Source organism: Thioalkalivibrio sp. ALR17-21, assembly GCF_000420185.1.
GTDB lineage: Bacteria > Pseudomonadota > Gammaproteobacteria > Ectothiorhodospirales > Ectothiorhodospiraceae > Thioalkalivibrio > Thioalkalivibrio halophilus.
In genome coordinates this window covers 57,263-75,741 of sequence record NZ_ATUL01000003.1, presented here as the reverse complement: position 1 = coordinate 75,741, position 18,479 = coordinate 57,263, and the positions used below count along the sequence as shown (strand labels likewise).

Genomic DNA, 18,479 nt, shown 5'->3' with positions numbered 1-18,479 from the left:
TGCTGACCAGATCCGGTCCGGTGACGCCCCGGACGATGCCGGGTCATGCCGCCTGGGTACCGCCCACCGTCATGCCGTCGATGCGCAGCGTGGGCTGGCCCACGCCAACCGGCACGCCCTGCCCCTCCTTGCCGCAGGTACCCACGCCGGGGTCGAGCTGCATGTCGTTGCCGACCATCGACACGCGGGTCAGGACATCCGGACCGTTACCGATCAGGGTCGCACCCTTCACCGGCCGCGTCACCTTTCCGTTCTCTATGAGATAGGCCTCCGAGGCCGAAAACACAAACTTCCCGGAGGTGATGTCCACCTGACCGCCGCCGAAATTGACCGCATACAGGCCGTCTTCCACCGAACCGATGATCTCCTCGGGATCGGCGGAACCACCCAGCATGTAGGTGTTGGTCATGCGCGGCATGGGCAGATGGGCGTAGGACTCGCGCCGACCGTTGCCGGTGGTCTGCGTGCCGCTCAGGCGCGCGTTGAGCTCGTCCTGCATGTAGCCGCGCAGGATGCCGTCCTCGATCAGCACGGTTTCCTCGGTCGGATTGCCCTCGTCATCCACGTTGAGCGAGCCGCGGCGCCCGGCCAGCGTGCCGTCATCGACGATGGTGATGCCCTCGGCCGCCACCCGTTCGCCGATGCGCCCGGCAAAGGCGGAGGTGCCCTTGCGGTTGAAGTCGCCCTCGAGGCCGTGGCCGATCGCTTCGTGCAGCAGGACGCCGGGCCAGCCCGGACCCAGCACCACTTTCATGCTGCCGGCGGGGGCGTCCACCGCCTCGAGGTTGACCAGCGCCTGACGCACCGCCTCGCGCGCGTAGGCGGCGGCCTGCCCGTTCTCGAGGAAATGGCGATAGCCGAAGCGGCCGCCGCCGCCGGAGCTGCCGGATTCGCGACGCCCGCCCTGCTCGACGATCACCTGCACGTTGAGCCGCACCAGCGGACGCACGTCGGTGGTGAGTTCGCCGCGCGCGTTGAGCACCATCACCACCTCGCGCGAGCCGGCCAGCGAGCACATCACCTGGGTCACGCGCGGATCGGCGGCGCGGGCCTCGGCGTCAACCTCCTTGAGCAGGTCGATCTTCTCCTGCTCGCCGAGGGAGTCGATGGGATTGTCGGGCACGTAAAGCTCGCGCGCGGGCGTACGCCCCTGCACCGCCACCCCGCCGCTCTGGCCCGCGCGGGCAATGCTGCGCGCGGTGCCCGCCGCCTCCAGCAGCGCGGGCATGGCGAGATCGTCCGAGTAGGCGAACCCGGTCTGCTCGCCGCGCACCACGCGGATGCCGGCGCCGCGCTCGATGTTGAAGTTCGCGGATTTGACGATCCCGTCCTCCAGCGACCAGCCCTCCTGGCAGGCGAACTGGAAATAGCAGTCACCGCCGTCGATCCCCTGGCCGAAAGTCGTTCCGACCAGGCGGGAGAGTTCGGATTCGCCGAGACCGGCGGGATCCAGCAGGGTCTGTCGGGCCAGGTTGTCGATCATGCATCCCTCGGGTTGGCTCGTTTTCGTCAGTATGAGGCCTGGGGCCCGGGAAGCGCTTTCAAGCCCGCGAGCGGCGGGGGCTCTCGCAACCCGCACGCGCTCCGGGAGGCTCACTCCGGAATGGCACAACCCAGACGCCGATGCGAGACAGTGGGGAACACGGTCCGCATGCGTTCCACCTCGCGGCCGTCGATCTCCCCCAGCAGGACCCCGGGGTTGCGCCCCAGCTCCCCCAGTACGCGACCCCAGGGGTCGATCACCGCACTGTGGCCCCAGGTCTCGCGACCGTTCACGTGAAAACCGCCCTGAGCCGCGGCCACCACGTACATCTGGTTTTCCACCGCACGCGCCCGCAGCAGCACCTCCCAGTGGGCCTGCCCGGTCTGCGCCGTAAACGCCGATGGCAGAGCGAGCCATTCCGCGCCCTGGTCCAGCAGCGCGCGGAACAGCTCGGGGAAACGCAGGTCGTAGCAGATCGCCAGCCCCAGACGCCCCGCCGGGGTGTCCACGGTCACCACCTCGTCGCCGGGCTGGTACACCCGCGACTCGGTATAGGCCTCGTTGTTGTCAGGCAGGTGCACGTCGAACAGGTGGATCTTGTCGTAACGGGCCGCGAGCTCGCCGCGGTCGTCATACACCAGGCAGGCCGAACGCACGCGTTCACCGTCGGGGGCCTGCAGCGGCACCGTCCCACCCACGATCCACACCCCCAGAGTGCGCGCCTGTTCGGCCAGGAAACGCTGCAGCGGGCCCTGACCATCGGGAGCCTCGGCGATGTCGAGGACATCGGTTTCCTGCATCCCCATGAAGGCAAAGTTCTCCGGCAGCACCAGTACCCGGGCTCCCTGCTCCGCCGCCTCGACCATGCGCCGGCGGGCATCGGCCAGGTTGGCCCGGGGCTGGGTCCCGGATGCCATCTGGATGGCGGCGACCGGTGTCATGCGCGTTCCTCGTGATTGTTCGAATTCATTATTGTTCGTTCTCCGCAGCTTCCACTCGGGCTTCCACCCGCGGCCGTTCCCACGGCCCGGTCACGCGATACTCCACCCGGGCCGCCTCTTCCATTTGATCGCCGATCCCCAGCACGCGTTCGAGCAGCAGTACCGCCGCCCCCGTCACCGGGCCGCCCAGCAGCGCCCCCGCGATCGGCAGCGCCGTACGCAGGCGCGGCACGACCACGATTTCCTGGTCGTATTCGCGCGCCACGAGATCCGTATCTCCCCGCACCCGGATGGCGGCCGAGCCGGCTTCCAGGCGGAGCTCCGGCACGTGCAGCACGCCATCACGGAGTCGGGCAGTGCCTTCGAGTTCGCTGAAGGCCAGCCCCTCGACAAACAGGTCGCGAAAATCCAGACGCAGCCGCTGCGGCAGGAGGTCGAGGCTCACCAGGCCCAGCAGCCGTCCGGCGCCGGGCTCGACATCGGCCAGTTCGCCATCGCTCATGGCCAGCGCCATCTCGCCGGTGAGGCGCCGCAGCGACGGCCGGAACAGGGGCCCCGGCCATTCCAGTTGCACCACGCCGTTCCCGGCACCGCCCCGCAGGGCCCGACTCAGGCCCGTGGACTCCAGCCCCTGTCCCCAGTCGCCACCCTCCAGCTCGAACTGCAGCCGACTCTGCCCGCGACCCTCGGCATCCACGCGCCAGCCCCCGCTTCCGGATGCCCGAACACCCGGATCCGGGCTGCGGAGCACCAGATCCTGCAGGGCCAGACCATCGGAGTGGGGGACCAGATCCCCGCGGATGTCGGCGAAACGGTAATCCCCCAGGCGCAGGCTGTCGAGGGCAAGCCGCACCGAGGGCCAGTTGCGGGGATCGGTCAGACCCTCGACGACCGCCGGCTCCTCGAGGGACGGATCCCCGTCGGGTCCGGCGAATTCCAGCTCCGGCAGATCCACCCGTTCCAGCCCCAGCTGCAGATGGTCCCGCCGGTCGCCCATACCGTAGCGCCACCCCACGGTTCCCGCGAGCCAGTCCGAACGGCTTTCCACCTGCCAGCCCCCGAGGTCCCGCACCGCCCGGATCCGGGTTTCCGGAACGCTGAGGCCATCCCAGTGCAGGGCGTGGTCCACGCGCAGGATCAGGCGATTCAGCGGTACCCCGGTGACGGCTTCCTCCGCGGCATCGGGACCGGGACCGGCAACCTGCACGTTCCCCGCCCACGGGGCGCCCTGCAGGGCATCGACCCAGGCGCGGGCATCCAGCTCGCCGAAATGCCCCTCCACTACGGCACCCTGCGAGGGCAGCCCGGGGGGATCCGCCGTCGCCCGCCCCAGCCCCAGGGCCAGCGCCTGCAGCGCCGGCGGCTCCCCGACCCCGGTCTCCGCCAGGACCCGCACGCGTGCCCGCAGGGCATCCCCCAGCACCAGATCTCCCACGGCCGGGCGCTGGTTGCCCAGCGGCAACGACAGCTCCAGCTCGCGTCGCTGCTCCTCGGTCTTGCCCACGGGTGCGGGCCAGTCGATGGAGGCCCCCTCCAGATCCGAACGCAGATCCAGGCGCATCCCGTCCATCCCGCCCCCCAGGCTCAGTTCCGCGTCCCAGTGGGCGCGGCCACTGGCATGGGCCGCCAGTTCCGGAATCCCCTCCAGCCAGGGCTCGAGCGGCTGCGGACCACGCAGCCCCAGCCGGGCGCGTTCGCCGTCCAGCGGCCAGTCGATGTCGAGGGCCACCCGTTCGCCATGCACCCCTGCCTCCAGACCCTCGGCATGCACCCGGTCCGCGGTATCGAAACGGATCTCGCCGCGCAGTCCGTCCAGTGCGACCGGCCATTGCGGCACGTTCAGGTCCAGCCCCTGCGGCCGCAGCCGCCCGGCCACCCGCAGGTCATCCATGCGATCGCTGTCCAGCGGCACCAGGAGCTGCAGGTCCAGGCCCGCCGGGCCGGCGGCCTCGGCCCCGTCGCGCAGCTCCGCCAGCTCGTCGCCCAGCCCGGCCCGGCGCAGGTATGCGAGCAGATCGGCCGCATTGCTGTCGGCCGACGCATCCAGTTCGAGATCGGGCTCGCCGGTCATGTCAGTCACGGTGACATCGCCGCGCGTGATGCGGGTGTCGAGGATACGGCCCCGCGCACCCTCGGTGCGGAAGGCCTCGTTGCGAAACCACAGACGCCCCGCCAGTTCCTCCGCCGGCGGCCAGTCCTCCTGATAGTCCAGCACTCCGTCCTCGATGTCGGCCCACAGATCGAACACCCCCTGGTGGTCCGCAAACGGGAATTCGAGCGGGCGCCCCCGGTAGGCCATGCCCCCGCCGGTCCCCCGACCGTCGACGATGCTGCGCGCCAGCCATTGATAGGTGGTCGCCGGGAGATAGCGTTCGGGGAGATAGCGAGCGGCATAGGCCCCGTCGGCATGGTGAATGTCCATCGCCATGGCCAGCAGTGGCCCCTGCTCGTGACCATCCAGGCGCAGTTCTCCGCGCAGCGAAGCCGCCCCCTGCTCGGCCCGGACCTCCAGCCCCTCGCCGGTCACGGTCCAGTCGCCCGGCGCATGCCGCCGTGCATGCAGCTCGCCGCGCAGGCGGTCCAGCCACAGGATCTCGTCACCCAGCACGCGCGGGAACTCCGCACGCAGGTGTTCGCCATCGAAGGTGGCGCCGGCCTCGTCCGTCTCCGCGTCCCACCATGCACGCAGATCCAGGCCACGCACCCCCGGCCAGTCGCCATCCGTGCGCAGACTGAACGAGCGCAGATCGAGCTCCGCCTCGCGGATGCGCAGACGGTCGTCGTCGCGCCGCGCCACCAGCCTGCCCTCCGCCAGGCGGCCGCGCGGACGCAGGCGCGCCACAGGGTCCGCCAGGGCGGGCGCCGCATGATCCAGCAAAGGCTTGAACGGGGCATAGACGTCGGCATCCAGCCCGCGCGCGGCCAGCTCCAGCCGGTCCACCACGGCGCCGTGCGCCCCCGTCTCCAGGCGATAGCGCATGCGCAGGTCACCGGAACCGGGCCGCGTGCCGGTCCAGGCGGAGCGGTGCCAGGCATCGTCCACATGCCAGTCGAAGCGGTGTCCGAGTTCGCGCTCGCGCGCGTCCTCGTCGCCGTTCAGCCGGGTGGTATGGAACCCGCGCAGGCGGGTGAGGCGACCGTCTTCCAGGTCACCCCAGATCCGCGCCCCGCTGGTACCGTCGATTGCCGGCAGGCCGAGATACGCCAGCCAGGGTGCCCAGTGAGCGATCTCCAGGCTCTGGCCCTCGAGGAAGAACCGGGCATCGCGAGCGGCGGACGCCGGGATCCGCACGCCCAGTTCGAAGCTTCCGGCGGCCTCCGGGTCCAGGGCGCCCGCCAGCCGCAGCAGGCCGTCGCCAGCCGCGCCGCTGCGAAAGCTCAGATGCTCCAGCCGGGCGGCCGACGTAATACCGGCAACACGATCGTCCCACACCAGCGAGATCGCCTCGCCATCGAACTCCGGCCAGGCCTCCAGCGCATGTTCCAGCACCGCGCCCTCGCCGGTGCCCATGGTGTGGCCATGGAAGGTGACCCGCCCGTCCGCCTGGCGGACCAGACGGGCCTCCATGCCGATGACCTGCAGCCGCAGGCGGGGCGCCCACGCGTACAACGACGCCACCGGGTCCAGGGTGGCCCCGACCCGTTCGACCTCCAGGGGCTCGGCCTCGCCCTCGACCATGTGCACCCCGCGCACCACCAGCTCGGGGGTCCAGCCGCGCCAGCCCAGCTCCACCGACTCGGCCCGCACCTGCATGCCGGAGGTTTCGGAAGCGGCCGTTTCCAGGCGTTCGTGCAACCCGTCCCAGTGCGGCAGGAACAGCCGCAGGCCCAGCAGCACGAGCACCAGCAGCAGGACCACGACAAGCAACGCAGGCAGCAGCACCCGAGCGATCGTGCGCAGCCTGTTCCAGGCGTACCCGGTTCGCTCCGCTGCATTCACGCTGGAAAACCTCCCGTCAGACAAACACGACGTCGAACTGCTCCTGGGTGTAGAGGGTTTCGACCTGGAAACGGATGGGGATGCCGACGAAGCTCTGCAGCTCCGCCAGGCTCGCCGACTCCTCGTCCAGCAGCAGGTCGATCACGCTCTGCGAGGCCAGCACCCGCAGTTCGCGGGCATCGTACTGGCGCACCTCCCGCAGGATCTCGCGAAACAGTTCGTAACACACGGTTTCGGCCGTCTTGAGATACCCCCGGCCGCCACAGGTGGGACAGGGCTCACACAACTGGTGTTCGAGGCTGTCGCGGGTGCGCTTGCGGGTCATTTCCACCAGTCCCAGCGGCGACACGTCGCAGATCTGGGTCTTCACGTGGTCGCGCTCCAGCGCCTTCTCCAGCGCGCGGATCACCTGGCGCTTGTGCTCGTCATCCTGCATGTCGATGAAATCGATGATGATGATCCCGCCGAGATTGCGCAGGCGCAGCTGGCGACCGATGGCCTGGGCCGCCTCGAGGTTGGTCTTGAAGATGGTCTCCTCGAGCTTGCGGTGGCCGACGAAGCCGCCGGTGTTGATGTCCACCGTGGTCATCGCCTCGGTCTGGTCGAAGATCAGGTAGCCGCCGGATTTCAGCTCGACCTTGCGCTCCAGCGCGCGCTGGATCTCCTCGTCGATGTTGAACAGATCGAAGATCGGCCGCTCGCCGGGGTAGTGCTCGATGCGTTCGGTCAGCTCCGGCAGATAGCGCCGGGAGAAATCGACGATCTTCTGGTAGGTCTCGCGCGAGTCGATGCGGACCCGTTCCAGGTCGACCCCGACCATGTCGCGCAGGATTCGCTGCACCAGCGGCAGGTCGGCGTACACCTCGGTCCCGGCCGGCGCGCTGCGCGCGGCTTCCTGCAGGCTGTCCCAGATCTTCTTGAGGAACGCGGTGTCGGTACCCAGGGCCTCGTGGTCCGCCAGCTCCGCCGCGGTACGCACGATGAAGCCGTGCTGCGGGGCCAGTTCGTCGCGCAGGGCCTCGACCTGTTCACGCAGGCGGGCACGCATGGCATCGTCCTCGATCCGCGTGCTGACCCCGACATTGTTCTGGTTAGGCATCAACACCAGGTGACGGGCCGGCACCGTGATATAGGTCGTCAGACGCGCGCCCTTGGAACCCATCGGGTCCTTGGTCACCTGCACCAGCAGCTCCTGCCCTTCGTGCAGCAGATCGCGGATCGCTTCGCTGCCCCGCCCCTCTTCCTCGTTGCGCGAGATCACGTCCGAGGCATGCAGAAAGGCGGTGCGGTCGCGCCCGATCTCGACAAACGCGGCATCCATCCCCGGCAGCACGCGCACCACGCGCCCCTTGTAGATGTTGCCGACGATCCCCCGCTGGCGCGCGCGCTCGATATGCAATTCGGTCAGCACGCCATTCTCCACCAGGGCCACCCGGCTCTCCTGGGGCGTGACGTTCATCAGCAGTTCGGTTCCGGTCATGCGGGATCTTTGGTCGGCGTGTACGAAAAAGGAACGCGACTCCGCCTCAGGCGGAGTCGCGCGCGGGGGTCGCTGCGGCAGGATCCGCGTCCCCGTCGGACGGCGGCGGATCGCCCGGCGGCGATCCGGGTGGCAGGGACCGCGGCCAGGACTTGATCACCGCATGCACCAGGGTGGCCAGCGGGATGGCGAAGAACACGCCCCACAGGCCCCAGATCCCGCCGAAGATGAACACCGAGGCGATGATCGCCACCGGATGCAGGTTGACCACCTCGGAGAACAGCAGCGGCACCAGCACGTTGCCGTCGAGGAACTGGATCACGCCGTAGGCCACCAGCACCCAGGCGAACTCGGAACTGAGGCCGAACTGGAAATACGCCACCGCCGCCACGGGGATGGTCACGACCGCGGCACCGATGTAGGGGATGATCACGGAGATGCCGACCATGAACGACAGCAGCACCGCGTATTCCAGCTGGAACCAGTTGAACGTGGCGAAGCTGACGACCCAGACGATCAGGATCTCGATGAACTTGCCGCGCACGTAGCTGGCGATCTTCACGTTCACCTCGCCCCAGACCTCGCTGGCCAGATGCGTGTCGCGCGGCATGAACCCCCGGATCCAGCCGAGGATCTGGTCGCGGTCCTTGAGCATGAAGAACACCATCAGCGGGACCACGATCAGGTAGATCACCACATCCACCAGATGGCGCGCGGAGGCCAGCGAGAACGTCACCACCTGCTGTCCCAGCTGGGTGGCCTCGGCACGGATCGCGCCCATCAGCTCGAACACCTGCTCGTCGGTGATCAGCTGGGGGTAGCGCTCCGGCAGCTGCAGCAACAGTTTCTGCCCCTCGGAGATCATGCCCGGCAGCTCGCGCACCAGCTGGGTCACCTGCTGCGACATCAGCGGCACCACGCTGAACAGTGCGGCCAGCGTGGCCAGCAGTGCTCCCAGCAGCACCAGTATCACCGCGAGGATGCGCGGCACCCGCAGGCGCTGCAGCTTGGCCACTGCCCCTTCCAGGAGATAGGCGATGATCACGCTCGCCAGCAGCGGCGCGAGGATGCGCCCGGCGAACACGATCACCAGGAACCCGGCCAGCAACAGCATGGCCAGGATCACCACCTGCGGATCCGTGAAGTGCCGCCGGTACCACTGGCGGAGCATGTCGATCATGACGTCGGGCTGTCCTTGTCGTTGCCGCCGCGATGCGGGTCCTCGGCCTGCACCCTGGCCTGATAGTGCGACCAGAATACCGTTTCCAGTTCGTCGATGACCTCTTCGGCCTCGCGGCCCTGCATCACGTGCTGGGCCATCAAGGACGAGGCCTCGTTGAGCAGCTTGCCGCGATCCAGCATGTAGTAGGTGGCGGTCAGCCGGCGCATCGCCTTGATCACCGACTCGCCCGCGGGCCGCGGGATGGGCTCGGGTTCCGGCACGCCGGCCGGCTCGGGTTCGGACCCCGCGGCGATATCACCGGACTCCCCGCCCGCGCCATCGCCCTGGGATTCGAGGAAACGCGCGAATTTCAGCAGGCTCGTCCGGTCGGCTTCGGACAGGCGCGCGGCCACCTCGGCGATGGCCTCGGTGGTCACATCACGCTTGCGCCCGCCCTGGCCTCCGGCCAGGACCTGTCCGAGATCCCCGGGCAGGCCGGCGTCCGTCGAGCCCTTCGGCGGGATCATCCATCACCCTCGATCTGCAGGCTGAACACGGGCATCTTGCGCCGCTCCTGCATCAGCGACAGCTGCTTGACCAGGGCGACGAGCAGTTCGTCGGTAACCTGCTGCATCTGGTTCCATTCCATGCGCGCCTCGCCGAGCAGTTCGCCCATGTTCGGCGGCGGATTGTGGTCGCCCTCCATCAGGATATCCTCGAGCATCCCGGGCTTGGCCTCCGGACGGAACAGCATGCCATAGGTCAGCTCGTCGGGCCGCACCATCAGCCACTGGCCATCGTCATCTACCATGATCGGCTCCAGACCCTCGGGAAGCTCCACCGAGCCGTGGTGCAGCTGCAGCACGCGGTGGCCGTCCACCGCTTCGGCCACCGGATCGCCCTCGCCGGCCGCGGTCTTGTGGGCGGTAGTGAAACGCGCCACGTAAGGCGGCTCCTCGCTGGCCGTACCTCCGGCCTGCTCGGCCACCAGCAGTCCGCCCATGCCGAGACCGACCACCGGGCGCTGCGAGCGGCGGAAAATGTCGATCAGGGACAGTTCGTCCGGGACCTGCGGGTTGTTCTCGCGGTCCGCCGTGGGCCAGGCCCCGCCCAGCAGCCACAGGCCGTCGAACTGGGCCGCCGACCCGGGCAGGTCCTGCCCGACGAAGGGGCGGTAGTAGGAGAATCCGATGTCGCGTTTTTCGAGCTGGGCCTCGATCAGGGCCAGGAACTCGGAATAGGTGTGCTGTACTACGCAGTAGTTCTTCATCGCACTTTGTCCTTATTTGGGCATGTCGGGGCCGGGCCGGCAGTAGTCCTGCAGGAACTGCTTGAGCACTTCCAGCGTCGGCACCCGGAATTTCTGTCGCGCATGGACCAGCGAGATTGGCCGTTCCAGCGCGGGATCGAGCGGGATCGCCGCCAGTTCGCCCAGGGCCAGTTCCTTGGCCACCACGGCCTCGGACAGCACCGAGACCCCCATTCCGGCGGCCACGGCCCCCTTGATGGCCTCGGGGCTGCCCAGTTCCATGCAGCCGCGCAGGGCGTTGCGGTCGTACCCGGCCTGCCCAAGGTACTCCATGATGACCTCGCGGGTCCCGGAACCCTCCTCACGGCATATGAATGGGGCATCGATGAAGGCCTCGACCCCGACACTGTCACGTCCGGCGAGCGGATGGTCGGGCGGCACCACCAGCTGCAGACGGTCACTGAAACAGGCCTGCACCTCCAGACTGCGATGGGTCACCGGCGCCTCGACGATACCCAGGTCCACGCTGCCTTCCTCGACCATGCCCACCACCATGCCGGTGTTGCCCACCCGCAGGCGGATGCCGATCTCCGGATGCGCACGGCGGAACGCCCCCAGCAGCGACGGCAGCATGTATTCGGCCACCGTGGTGCTGGCGCCGATCACCAGCGCCCCGGCGGCCCCCTTCAGCTCGCGCAGGGCGGCCTCCATCTCGCCGTAGGTATCGAAGATCCGCTCGGCGTAACGCCGCACCAGTTCCCCGGCTTCGGTCAGGGCCACCCGGTTGTGATTGCGATCGAACAGCCGCGCGTCCAGCTGTTCCTCCAGCTGGCGGACCTGAAAGGTCACCGCCGGCTGGGTCATGTGGAGGATCTCCGCGGCGCGGGTAAAGGACAGCTGCCGCGCCACCGTCAGAAACACCTGCAAGCGTCGATCGGCCATCGGCCCCGTTCACCCCTGTCGCGCCGGAAACCGGCATGCTACCAGTGCCACTGCCAGCGCGGCACATGCCGGCGCAGGGATCCCGCTTGCATCCGCTGCAGCAATACTCCAGAAAGGGACATCATGGACATACAACAGCTGCTCGACTCCCGCTGGCGGCCCGAACCCTGGCTGGAGATTTCCGGTGGCCGACGGCTGGCCGCCCTGGTACTCATCCTCATCCAGATGGGTGCCGTGGTCGCCCTGGTCCTGCGCACCGGCGGCACCGCCACCGCCTACCTGAATTTCATCCTGATCCCGATCCTGGCCGGGGCCGCGATCTTCGGCCCGCGCGGAGGCGCCGCACTGGGCCTGCTCGCCGGACTGGTCCTGGGCCCGTTCATGCCCCTGGACACCACCACCGGGCAGATGCAACCGCTGCTCAACTGGACCACCCGTGCGGGACTCTATGTCTTCCTCGGCGGGGTCACCGGCTGGATGTTCGCCCAGCTCCACGGGCACGCGCGGCGTCTGGTGGACCAGGCGCTTGCCAACCCGCTGACCGGCCTGCCGAACCGCCAGGCACTGGAGCGCGACCTGGCAGAGCCGGGCATCCCCCGCCCGGCATGGCTCGCGAGCCTGCGAATGGACAACTATGCGGATGCCGTCAGCGCCCTGGGGCTGGACGCCGAACGCCGCCTGGTGCAGGCCATCAGCCAGCGGCTGCAGACCATGGCCGAGGCAACCGGCAGTCGCCTCTACCATGTCCACGACGACCATTTCGCCCTGATCGTTCCGGCCAACGGCGAGGCGCCCTGCAGCGAGATCACCCGTCTGGCCGTGGAGCGGCTGGAGGCCCCGTTTCTGGTTCGCGGCATCCCGGTTTATCTGGGGGCACACGCCGGGGTCACGGCCTTTCCGACCGGGCCTCGCGACGATCCCGCCGGTTTGCTGACCCGCGCCTGGATGGCCATACACGAAGCGCGCACCAGCGGGCTTCCCTGCCGTGTCTGGAACGCCGAGCAGGAAGAGCGCTCGCGGCGCACGGTCGAGCGTCTCGGCGAACTGCAGGAGGCACTCGGCCGCGACCAGCTGCACCTGTGGTATCAGCCCAAGACTCGCCCGGACGACGGCCGCCTCCTCGGGCTGGAAGGCCTGCTCCGCTGGGAGCACCCGCGGCTAGGCAATATCCCGCCCGACGAGTTCATGCCGCAGGCCGAACACACCGGCCTGATCCACCCGCTGACCCGCGAACTGCTGGAACGCGCGGCCGCCGACACACTGCGCCTGCGCGAATCCGGGATCGACGTACCGGTGAGCGTAAACGTGTCCGCCCGGAATTTTCTCGATCCCGAGTTCGCCGAGCACGTGCTCGCAATCATCCGGGGGGCCGGGCTGTCACCCCGCGACCTGGAGCTGGAATTCACCGAGACCGCGGTCATGGCCAACCCCGAGGAGGTCATCGCCGCCCTCGGCCGCCTGCAGAACGCCGGAGTCGACGTGGCGATCGACGACTTTGGCACCGGCCAGGCGTCGCTGTCCTACCTGCGCCGACTCCCGGTGCACGCACTCAAGCTCGACCAGGCGTTCGTGCGCGACATGACCCGGCGTACGGTCGACGCTCAGATCACCCGCGCGGCCATTGGTCTGGGACACGACCTCGGGCTGCAGGTGGTGGCAGAGGGCGTGGAGGACGAAGAGACCCTGAACGAGCTGCACCAGCTGGGCTGCGATGCGGTTCAAGGGTACGGCATCGCCCGGCCAATGCCGCTGGACGACGTGATCCGCTGGACACACGCGAATTCGCCGCCAGTGCCGGCGCCGGCCACCTGAGGAGCCGGGGACGGATCTCCCGGAAAACCCGGGGCACCCGTGCGAATGTGCACATTGCTCGGCGTTTCCCTAGACTGCGCCGCATGAGCAAGGCCTGGAAGAAACTCGATCTGGAAGGTGGCGGGCTGCAGGCGGTCAACGCCCGGCTGGCCAGCACCATGCGCTCGCGGCCGGCAGCCTATGCCGCGTGGCTGCTGTTCCCCGTCGGCGGGCACCGTTTCTATCTCCACGAACCCGTCGGTGCGGTGGCGTTCATCGCCGGCAGCGCGGCCACCGCCGCCCTCGCCGTGCTTGCACCCGCACTCTGGTGGCTGCTCCCGGCGGCCCCGGTCGCCGCGCTGGCGGCCTTCGACCTGGTGTGGATCGACCGTCGCGTGACGCGCTACAACAAGGAACTGCGGATGCGGGCCTTCCTGCGCAAGGGCGACCGCCCGCCGCAGGACTATCGCGGACGCTACACCTCCGACGAGGACGCCCGGCGCGAGCTGCAGGAATACCAGGAGGTCAAGGAAGGCGAACGCCCGGGCCAGCCGGGCCCCGCCGGTGCCAACGACCGCGATCGCGATGCCGGGGGGAAACGCCGCATGCCCAGCTTCAACGAACAGGAGGCAATGCTGCGGCAGATGCGGCAGCGCCGTCAGGACGACGAGGACTGACCGGCCGCCCCGGCGTCCCCGTCGCCAACCGCCGGCTCAGTCGTCGCCGGGGCGCCACACGCCGCTGGCTTCCTGCGGGGCGGCGGGCTGCTGCTGCTTCTGGCCTTCCACGTCGTCGAACACCGATTCGGTGAAGGCGGCGAGCTGCTTGAGGTAATCCTTGCGTTCATCCACCGACTCGGGCATCTGCGCCAGCAGAAAGCCGGTGATCGCACTCAGGTACTGCACGGCCACCAGCGGCTGCTGGGCACGCGGATCGGCCTCGGCCAAGACGCCCTGAACCTTCTGGATCAGTTCGCCGGACAGCTGCAGGGTTTCGTCGCTCATTTCCGGATTCTCCATTCACACTCAAAGTTTGCGCGCAACCCTAAGCCATGCCCGGAAGCACCGAAAGTCCGCCCGTGCAGCGACGGGCCTTTAGGGAAACACTGATCAGCCCTGACGCGAGCGCCAGCCCTCGTCGTCGCGATCATCGTCGGACGAATGCTCCGCCAGCGGGGCGTCGTCCTCCACGTCGAAATCCTCGTAGGCCCGGTCAGGCGGGACCTGCCAGGGCTCGGAGGGCACGATGTTGTGCTCGCCGGGACGCGGTGCCCACCGCTCCTCCTCCAGCCCGCGGATCAGCCCGACGACCATCACCAGCATCACCAGCGAGAACGGCAGGGCCGCCAGGATGACCGCGCTCTGCAGCACTTCCAGCCCGCCGGCCAGCAGCAGCACCGCGGTCAGCAGGCCCATCGCCCCGCCCCAGGTCGCCAGGTGCACCGTGCGATGTTCGGTGGAGCCGTGCGCCAGAAGGGTGTTGATGACCACGATCCCGGCGTTCGCGGAGGTCAGCAGGTAGGTCGCGATCAGCACGGTCACCAGTATGCTGCCGCCGATCGCGACCAGCCCCGGCTCCAGGGTCTCCATGGTCAGGAAGGTGGCCCGGGTCATGTCCTCGCTGACCGCGACAGCGATGCCGGCCACCCCCTCGGATTCGGCGTACAGCGCGGTCCCGCCCAGCAGCCCCAGCCACACGAAGGTGATCAGAGTCGGCATCAGCAGCACGCCCATCACGAACTCGCGCAGGGTGCGCCCGCGCGATATGCGCGCGATGAACAGCCCGACGAACGGCGCCCAGGCCAGCCACCAGCCCCAGTAGAAGACCGTCCAGTCGGCATGCCAGCCGTCGGTATGGTGGGCATGGGTGTACAGCGACAGCCCCATCAGGTTCTGCAGATAGGAGCCGGTGGACTGCACCACCAGCGCCAGCAGGTACTGGGTCGGCCCCCAGATCAGCAGCAGCGCGAGCAGCCCTGCGCTGAGCCACATGTTGGCCTGCGAGATCCGCTGCACGCCGGACTGCAGCCCGGTCGCCACCGACAGCACCGCGATCACCGTGAGCACCGCGGTGATCACCACCTCGGTGGTCGCCGAGGTGCCCATCCCGGTGAGGTGGTCCAGTCCCGACCCCAGCTGCTGGATGCCCAGGCCCAGGGTGGTGGCGATGCCGAATACCGTCGCGAGGATCGCCAGCAGGTCGACGATGTCACCCGGCCAGCCATGCACGTACTTGCCCAGCATCGGGTGCAGGGCCGAGCGCAGGGCCAGCGGCTGGCCACGACGAAAGCCGAAATAGGCCAGCATCAGCGCCAGAAGCGCGAACACCGCCCAGGCGTTCAGCCCCCAGTGGAAATAGGTCAGCACCATGGACATGTCCGCCGCCGCCGGGTCGCCGTCGCCGGCCACGAACGGATTGCCGCCATAGTGGCTGAGGGGTTCGGCCACCGCCCAGAACAGCAGCCCCACGCCCATGCCCGCGGCGAACAGCATCGCCAGCCAGGACAGGGTAGTGAACTCGGGGACCTCGTCGTCATGCCCCAGACGGACGTCCTTGTAACGGCCGATGCCCAGCCAGATTACCAGGACCAGGAAGAAGGCCATGGCGGCGACGTAATACCACTCCAGCAGGGGACTGAGGAAATCGCGTGCCCCGCTGACCGCGGAATCGACCTGATCGGTACGGTAAATCGCCAGCGCCACGATGATCAGCACGGCAACGATGGAGACGAAGGCGACTCGGGGATTCAGGCCCTTGAACGGACCGCGAGTGGCAACGTTGTACATGGGCTCCCCTGGTTTCCGGGTCCGGCGCGGGCGGGTCAGGCGGATGACCGCCGGGACGCGAACGACTCGCCGGCCGGCCCCGTCCCGGGCCCCGGTCCCGACGCATCGCGCGCGGCCCGAATGATCGCATGGACCCACCGCAGCTTCGCAATCGCGGCCGGGGTCAGCGTGAACGGGTAGATGTGGCCATGCCCCATGCTGCGGTTGAGGCTGTTGAGGGCATTGGTCAGCGGCAGCCAGTGATCCATCAGGGTATCGATGTCCGGGGCATGATAGGGATCATAGTCCGGCGCGTGGCTCATCGCCGACCCGGCCAGCCCCTCGGCGCCAACCTCGAGGCCATAGGCCCGCGCGGTGTCCAGGGTATCCACGATGTGCAGATAGTGCGCCCAGGTCTCCGCCCAGTCCTCCCACGGATGAGCACTGGCATAGGGACTGACGAAGCGCTCCTGCCAGTCGGCCGGCGGCCCCTCGCGATAATGCCGGCGCAGCGCGGCATCATAATCGGCGCGCTCGTCGCCGAACACCCGGCGGAAATCCTCGTGCGCCGGGCCACCGCGCACCAGGCGTTCCCAGTAATGGTGGCCGCTCTCGTGGCGGAAATGTCCCAGAATGGTGCGATAGGGCTCGGCCATCGCCTCGCGCATGCGCTCGCGCACCGCCGGATCGGCCTCGGCGATATCCAGGGTGATGAGACCGCCGGCATGCCCGGTCACCACGCCGCCGCCTTCCTGAAAGGCCGGCGCGGTGGACGCCAGGAAATCGAACGCCAGGCCCGCGGGATCATCGCGTTTCGGCGTCACCGGCAGACCGAGCCGCAGCAGGCCATAGACCAGACGCCTCTTCTCCGCCTCCAGACGCGCCCACAGGGTCCGGTTCCCGGGAACACTCAGATCGGGGATGGTCCGGTTGAGACGGCATGCGCGGCAGAACGGATCCGGATCCGACTCCGGCACCATCCAGTTGCAGATGCCGTCCACCGCATAATGCCGACACTGCCGATAGTGCTGGCCATCCGGCTCCCCGGCTATTTGCCACCATCCTTCCGGAACCTCGCGGCCATGCCGGTCGGTGCCCGCCCCGACCGGGGCCAGGGCCGCCACCCGCATGCGGTCGGGCAGAAAACCCAGACGGTGGCCGCAGCGGGTGCAGCAGGTATTGTCGAAATGCACCGCAAGGCCACAGGCCTCGCACTCGAACAACTGCATGGATATTCCCCGCTGCTCCCGGTCTGCCGGTACCGCCCCAGAGTACGCCCTCCGGCGCCCCGCGTCAGGGCCCCTCGAGCAGCGTCCGCACCCGTTCCAGCGTACGCGGATGCTCGAGGATGCCGGCATGCGTGGCATCCACCCCGTAGAGACTCGCAGCCGCCGTCTGGGCCTCCGGCCGCAACATGCTCTCGAGGCTCACCACGCCGTCGGTAAGTTCGCGGCTGCGCCCGCTGTCCCGACGATGCGCGAACAGCAGGTGCATCTCGGCCGGGATCCCGACCGAGCCGGCGAACAGGCCTTCCAGAAATTCGCTGCCCGGCGCCATGTCACGCCAGACCGGCACCACGACCGGCGCATGCGCGACCCCGGTCGCGGCCATCCGGTGGCCTCCCCAGGGCGTGGCCAGGGTCACCAGCCGCGGCACCCGGGCAGGCGCGCCGCGGCGCTCGCGCTCCAGCAGGAAACCGCGCGCCACCAGGCCGCCCATGCTGTGCGCCACGACCTGATACCGCTCCAGGTCGTGGCGCAGCTCCAGCTCCTCCATCACCTGGGCCAGGTGCACCGCGGCCGCTTCCAGCGGGACACCCGACGGGTAGTAATAAGCCCAGGGCTGGAAACGGCGGGTGTCCAGGTCCTCCACCAGCGCCTCGAAGGAGGCAGGCGAACCGTTCATGCCGTGGATGAACAGCACCGGCTCGCGCGAGGAATCGTAGGGGCCATCGAGGAAATACACCCCGGCGTAGCCATCGCGGACGAAATCCAGCGGCCGCCACTGACTGGCGGCGGCAATCGCCGGATCGAATCGCGGGTCCGCCAGCGTGGTGACAAGACCGAAGGCCGTAACCCGCCCGAGGCTGGGCAGCGAACCATCCTGGTGTGCCGCCCGTTCCGCCGCCGCGCCCGGGAACGTCAGGCCGCCCTCGTCGAACGCCCCGTCGATCCGCCTCGCGGGGTCGTCGACCCGGATGCGCTCGTCCAGGTAGCGCTCGCCGGCGCCGCAATCGAGCGTTGCACCGCGCTCCCAGGCATGGGCGGCCACGGGCACGGCCTCCGCATCGCGGCCATCCTGCCAGTAACCCAGCACCGACCACACGCCCGGTTCGAGGGCAAAGAACCACTGCCCGCCGGACCCAGTGAGCACGTGATCCACCACCTCCGGCGGCAACCCTTGACCGCGCTCGCGCACCGCCAGCACCACGTAGGCCCCGTCGTCCGGATCCTTGCCAGGCTCTCCGGCCCCGGCGATGCGGCCCTCCAGTACGCAGCCCCCCTGCATCGCGGCAAACTGGCCGCGCGCCTCCAGCAGGGTGCAGCCGGTCCCGGCCACCGCCACGGCCAGCAGCACAGGCATCCACGCAAGCCGCCACATCGCCCGGCGGAACACGTCACGCACCCCTGCCCGCTCATCCATGGTTTCATCCTTTGACCCGGCCTACGGCGGGCCTTACGCTTCCATTCCGGGCATGTTCCCGCGCCACGCGCCGGCCGTCCAGC

General features: G+C 68.9%; 14 protein-coding genes. 2 read left to right on the top strand and 12 right to left on the bottom strand.

What is annotated here, in order from left to right:
* Positions 1 to 43 precede the first annotated feature (43 nt).
* The 8 genes from tldD to G020_RS0102240 all read right to left on the bottom strand — a co-directional run bounded on the left by tldD (position 44) and on the right by G020_RS0102240 (position 11,197).
* The gene (tldD, locus tag G020_RS0102275) at positions 44 to 1,483 is read right to left on the bottom strand and encodes a metalloprotease TldD (RefSeq protein WP_024328494.1); all 1,440 of its coding nucleotides are present in this window, start codon (positions 1,481 to 1,483) and stop codon (positions 44 to 46) included.
* A gap of 110 nt (positions 1,484 to 1,593) precedes the next feature.
* Complete coding sequence (locus G020_RS0102270; protein ID WP_018946518.1) at positions 1,594 to 2,424, bottom strand: carbon-nitrogen hydrolase family protein; 831 nt, start codon at positions 2,422 to 2,424, stop codon at positions 1,594 to 1,596.
* A gap of 28 nt (positions 2,425 to 2,452) precedes the next feature.
* A complete protein-coding gene (locus G020_RS0102265; RefSeq protein WP_255349525.1) occupies positions 2,453 to 6,364 on the bottom strand; it encodes a YhdP family protein in 3,912 nt (1,303 codons plus the stop codon).
* Between the two features lie 16 nt (positions 6,365 to 6,380).
* Positions 6,381 to 7,844 (bottom strand): ribonuclease G, encoded by a 1,464-nt coding sequence (gene rng / locus G020_RS0102260; RefSeq protein WP_024328492.1) that lies wholly within the window; start codon positions 7,842 to 7,844, stop codon positions 6,381 to 6,383.
* Positions 7,845 to 7,890: 46 nt separating this feature from the next.
* Complete coding sequence (locus G020_RS0102255; RefSeq protein WP_019021329.1) at positions 7,891 to 9,024, bottom strand: AI-2E family transporter; 1,134 nt, start codon at positions 9,022 to 9,024, stop codon at positions 7,891 to 7,893.
* Positions 9,021 to 9,533 (bottom strand): hypothetical protein, encoded by a 513-nt coding sequence (locus tag G020_RS0102250; protein ID WP_024328491.1) that lies wholly within the window; start codon positions 9,531 to 9,533, stop codon positions 9,021 to 9,023. Before G020_RS0102250 ends, G020_RS0102255 begins: the two co-directional genes overlap by 4 nt.
* Entirely contained in the window at positions 9,530 to 10,276 is a 747-nt protein-coding gene (locus G020_RS0102245; RefSeq protein ID WP_018870130.1) for a type 1 glutamine amidotransferase, read from the bottom strand. Before G020_RS0102245 ends, G020_RS0102250 begins: the two co-directional genes overlap by 4 nt.
* A gap of 12 nt (positions 10,277 to 10,288) precedes the next feature.
* Complete coding sequence (locus G020_RS0102240) at positions 10,289 to 11,197, bottom strand: LysR family transcriptional regulator (RefSeq protein WP_024328490.1); 909 nt, start codon at positions 11,195 to 11,197, stop codon at positions 10,289 to 10,291.
* A gap of 123 nt (positions 11,198 to 11,320) precedes the next feature.
* Between G020_RS0102240 and G020_RS0102235 the strand changes: the two genes are divergently transcribed.
* Both G020_RS0102235 and G020_RS0102230 read left to right on the top strand, forming a co-directional pair.
* On the top strand, positions 11,321 to 13,009 hold the full coding sequence (locus G020_RS0102235) for a bifunctional diguanylate cyclase/phosphodiesterase (protein ID WP_024328489.1): 1,689 nt from the start codon (positions 11,321 to 11,323) through the stop codon (positions 13,007 to 13,009).
* Positions 13,010 to 13,092: 83 nt separating this feature from the next.
* Positions 13,093 to 13,665 (top strand): hypothetical protein, encoded by a 573-nt coding sequence (locus tag G020_RS0102230; RefSeq protein ID WP_024328488.1) that lies wholly within the window; start codon positions 13,093 to 13,095, stop codon positions 13,663 to 13,665.
* 36 nt (positions 13,666 to 13,701) lie between these two features.
* Here the strand turns inward: G020_RS0102230 and G020_RS0102225 are convergent, their stop codons facing one another.
* The 4 genes from G020_RS0102225 to G020_RS0102210 form a co-directional block, all read right to left on the bottom strand.
* Positions 13,702 to 13,992, bottom strand: coding sequence for a hypothetical protein (locus G020_RS0102225; RefSeq protein ID WP_018871131.1), 291 nt, complete (start codon positions 13,990 to 13,992; stop codon positions 13,702 to 13,704).
* 105 nt (positions 13,993 to 14,097) lie between these two features.
* Complete coding sequence (locus tag G020_RS0102220; protein WP_018946527.1) at positions 14,098 to 15,774, bottom strand: BCCT family transporter; 1,677 nt, start codon at positions 15,772 to 15,774, stop codon at positions 14,098 to 14,100.
* Between the two features lie 35 nt (positions 15,775 to 15,809).
* Entirely contained in the window at positions 15,810 to 16,982 is a 1,173-nt protein-coding gene (locus G020_RS0102215) for a putative zinc-binding metallopeptidase (protein ID WP_024328487.1), read from the bottom strand.
* Positions 16,983 to 17,046: 64 nt separating this feature from the next.
* The gene (locus G020_RS0102210; protein ID WP_024328486.1) at positions 17,047 to 18,396 is read right to left on the bottom strand and encodes an alpha/beta fold hydrolase; all 1,350 of its coding nucleotides are present in this window, start codon (positions 18,394 to 18,396) and stop codon (positions 17,047 to 17,049) included.
* Positions 18,397 to 18,479: the final 83 nt, after the last annotated feature.

Coding starts and splice junctions, on each gene's coding strand:
- tldD (WP_024328494.1), bottom strand. CDS start 1,483: ATGATCGACAACCTGGCCCGACAGACCCTGCTGGATCCCGCCGGTCTC.
- G020_RS0102270 (WP_018946518.1), bottom strand. CDS start 2,424: ATGACACCGGTCGCCGCCATCCAGATGGCATCCGGGACCCAGCCCCGG.
- rng (WP_024328492.1), bottom strand. CDS start 7,844: ATGACCGGAACCGAACTGCTGATGAACGTCACGCCCCAGGAGAGCCGG.
- G020_RS0102255 (WP_019021329.1), bottom strand. CDS start 9,024: ATGATCGACATGCTCCGCCAGTGGTACCGGCGGCACTTCACGGATCCG.
- G020_RS0102250 (WP_024328491.1), bottom strand. CDS start 9,533: ATGATCCCGCCGAAGGGCTCGACGGACGCCGGCCTGCCCGGGGATCTC.
- G020_RS0102245 (WP_018870130.1), bottom strand. CDS start 10,276: ATGAAGAACTACTGCGTAGTACAGCACACCTATTCCGAGTTCCTGGCC.
- G020_RS0102240 (WP_024328490.1), bottom strand. CDS start 11,197: ATGGCCGATCGACGCTTGCAGGTGTTTCTGACGGTGGCGCGGCAGCTG.
- G020_RS0102235 (WP_024328489.1), top strand. CDS start 11,321: ATGGACATACAACAGCTGCTCGACTCCCGCTGGCGGCCCGAACCCTGG.
- G020_RS0102230 (WP_024328488.1), top strand. CDS start 13,093: ATGAGCAAGGCCTGGAAGAAACTCGATCTGGAAGGTGGCGGGCTGCAG.
- G020_RS0102225 (WP_018871131.1), bottom strand. CDS start 13,992: ATGAGCGACGAAACCCTGCAGCTGTCCGGCGAACTGATCCAGAAGGTT.
- G020_RS0102220 (WP_018946527.1), bottom strand. CDS start 15,774: ATGTACAACGTTGCCACTCGCGGTCCGTTCAAGGGCCTGAATCCCCGA.
- G020_RS0102215 (WP_024328487.1), bottom strand. CDS start 16,982: ATGCAGTTGTTCGAGTGCGAGGCCTGTGGCCTTGCGGTGCATTTCGAC.
- G020_RS0102210 (WP_024328486.1), bottom strand. CDS start 18,396: ATGGATGAGCGGGCAGGGGTGCGTGACGTGTTCCGCCGGGCGATGTGG.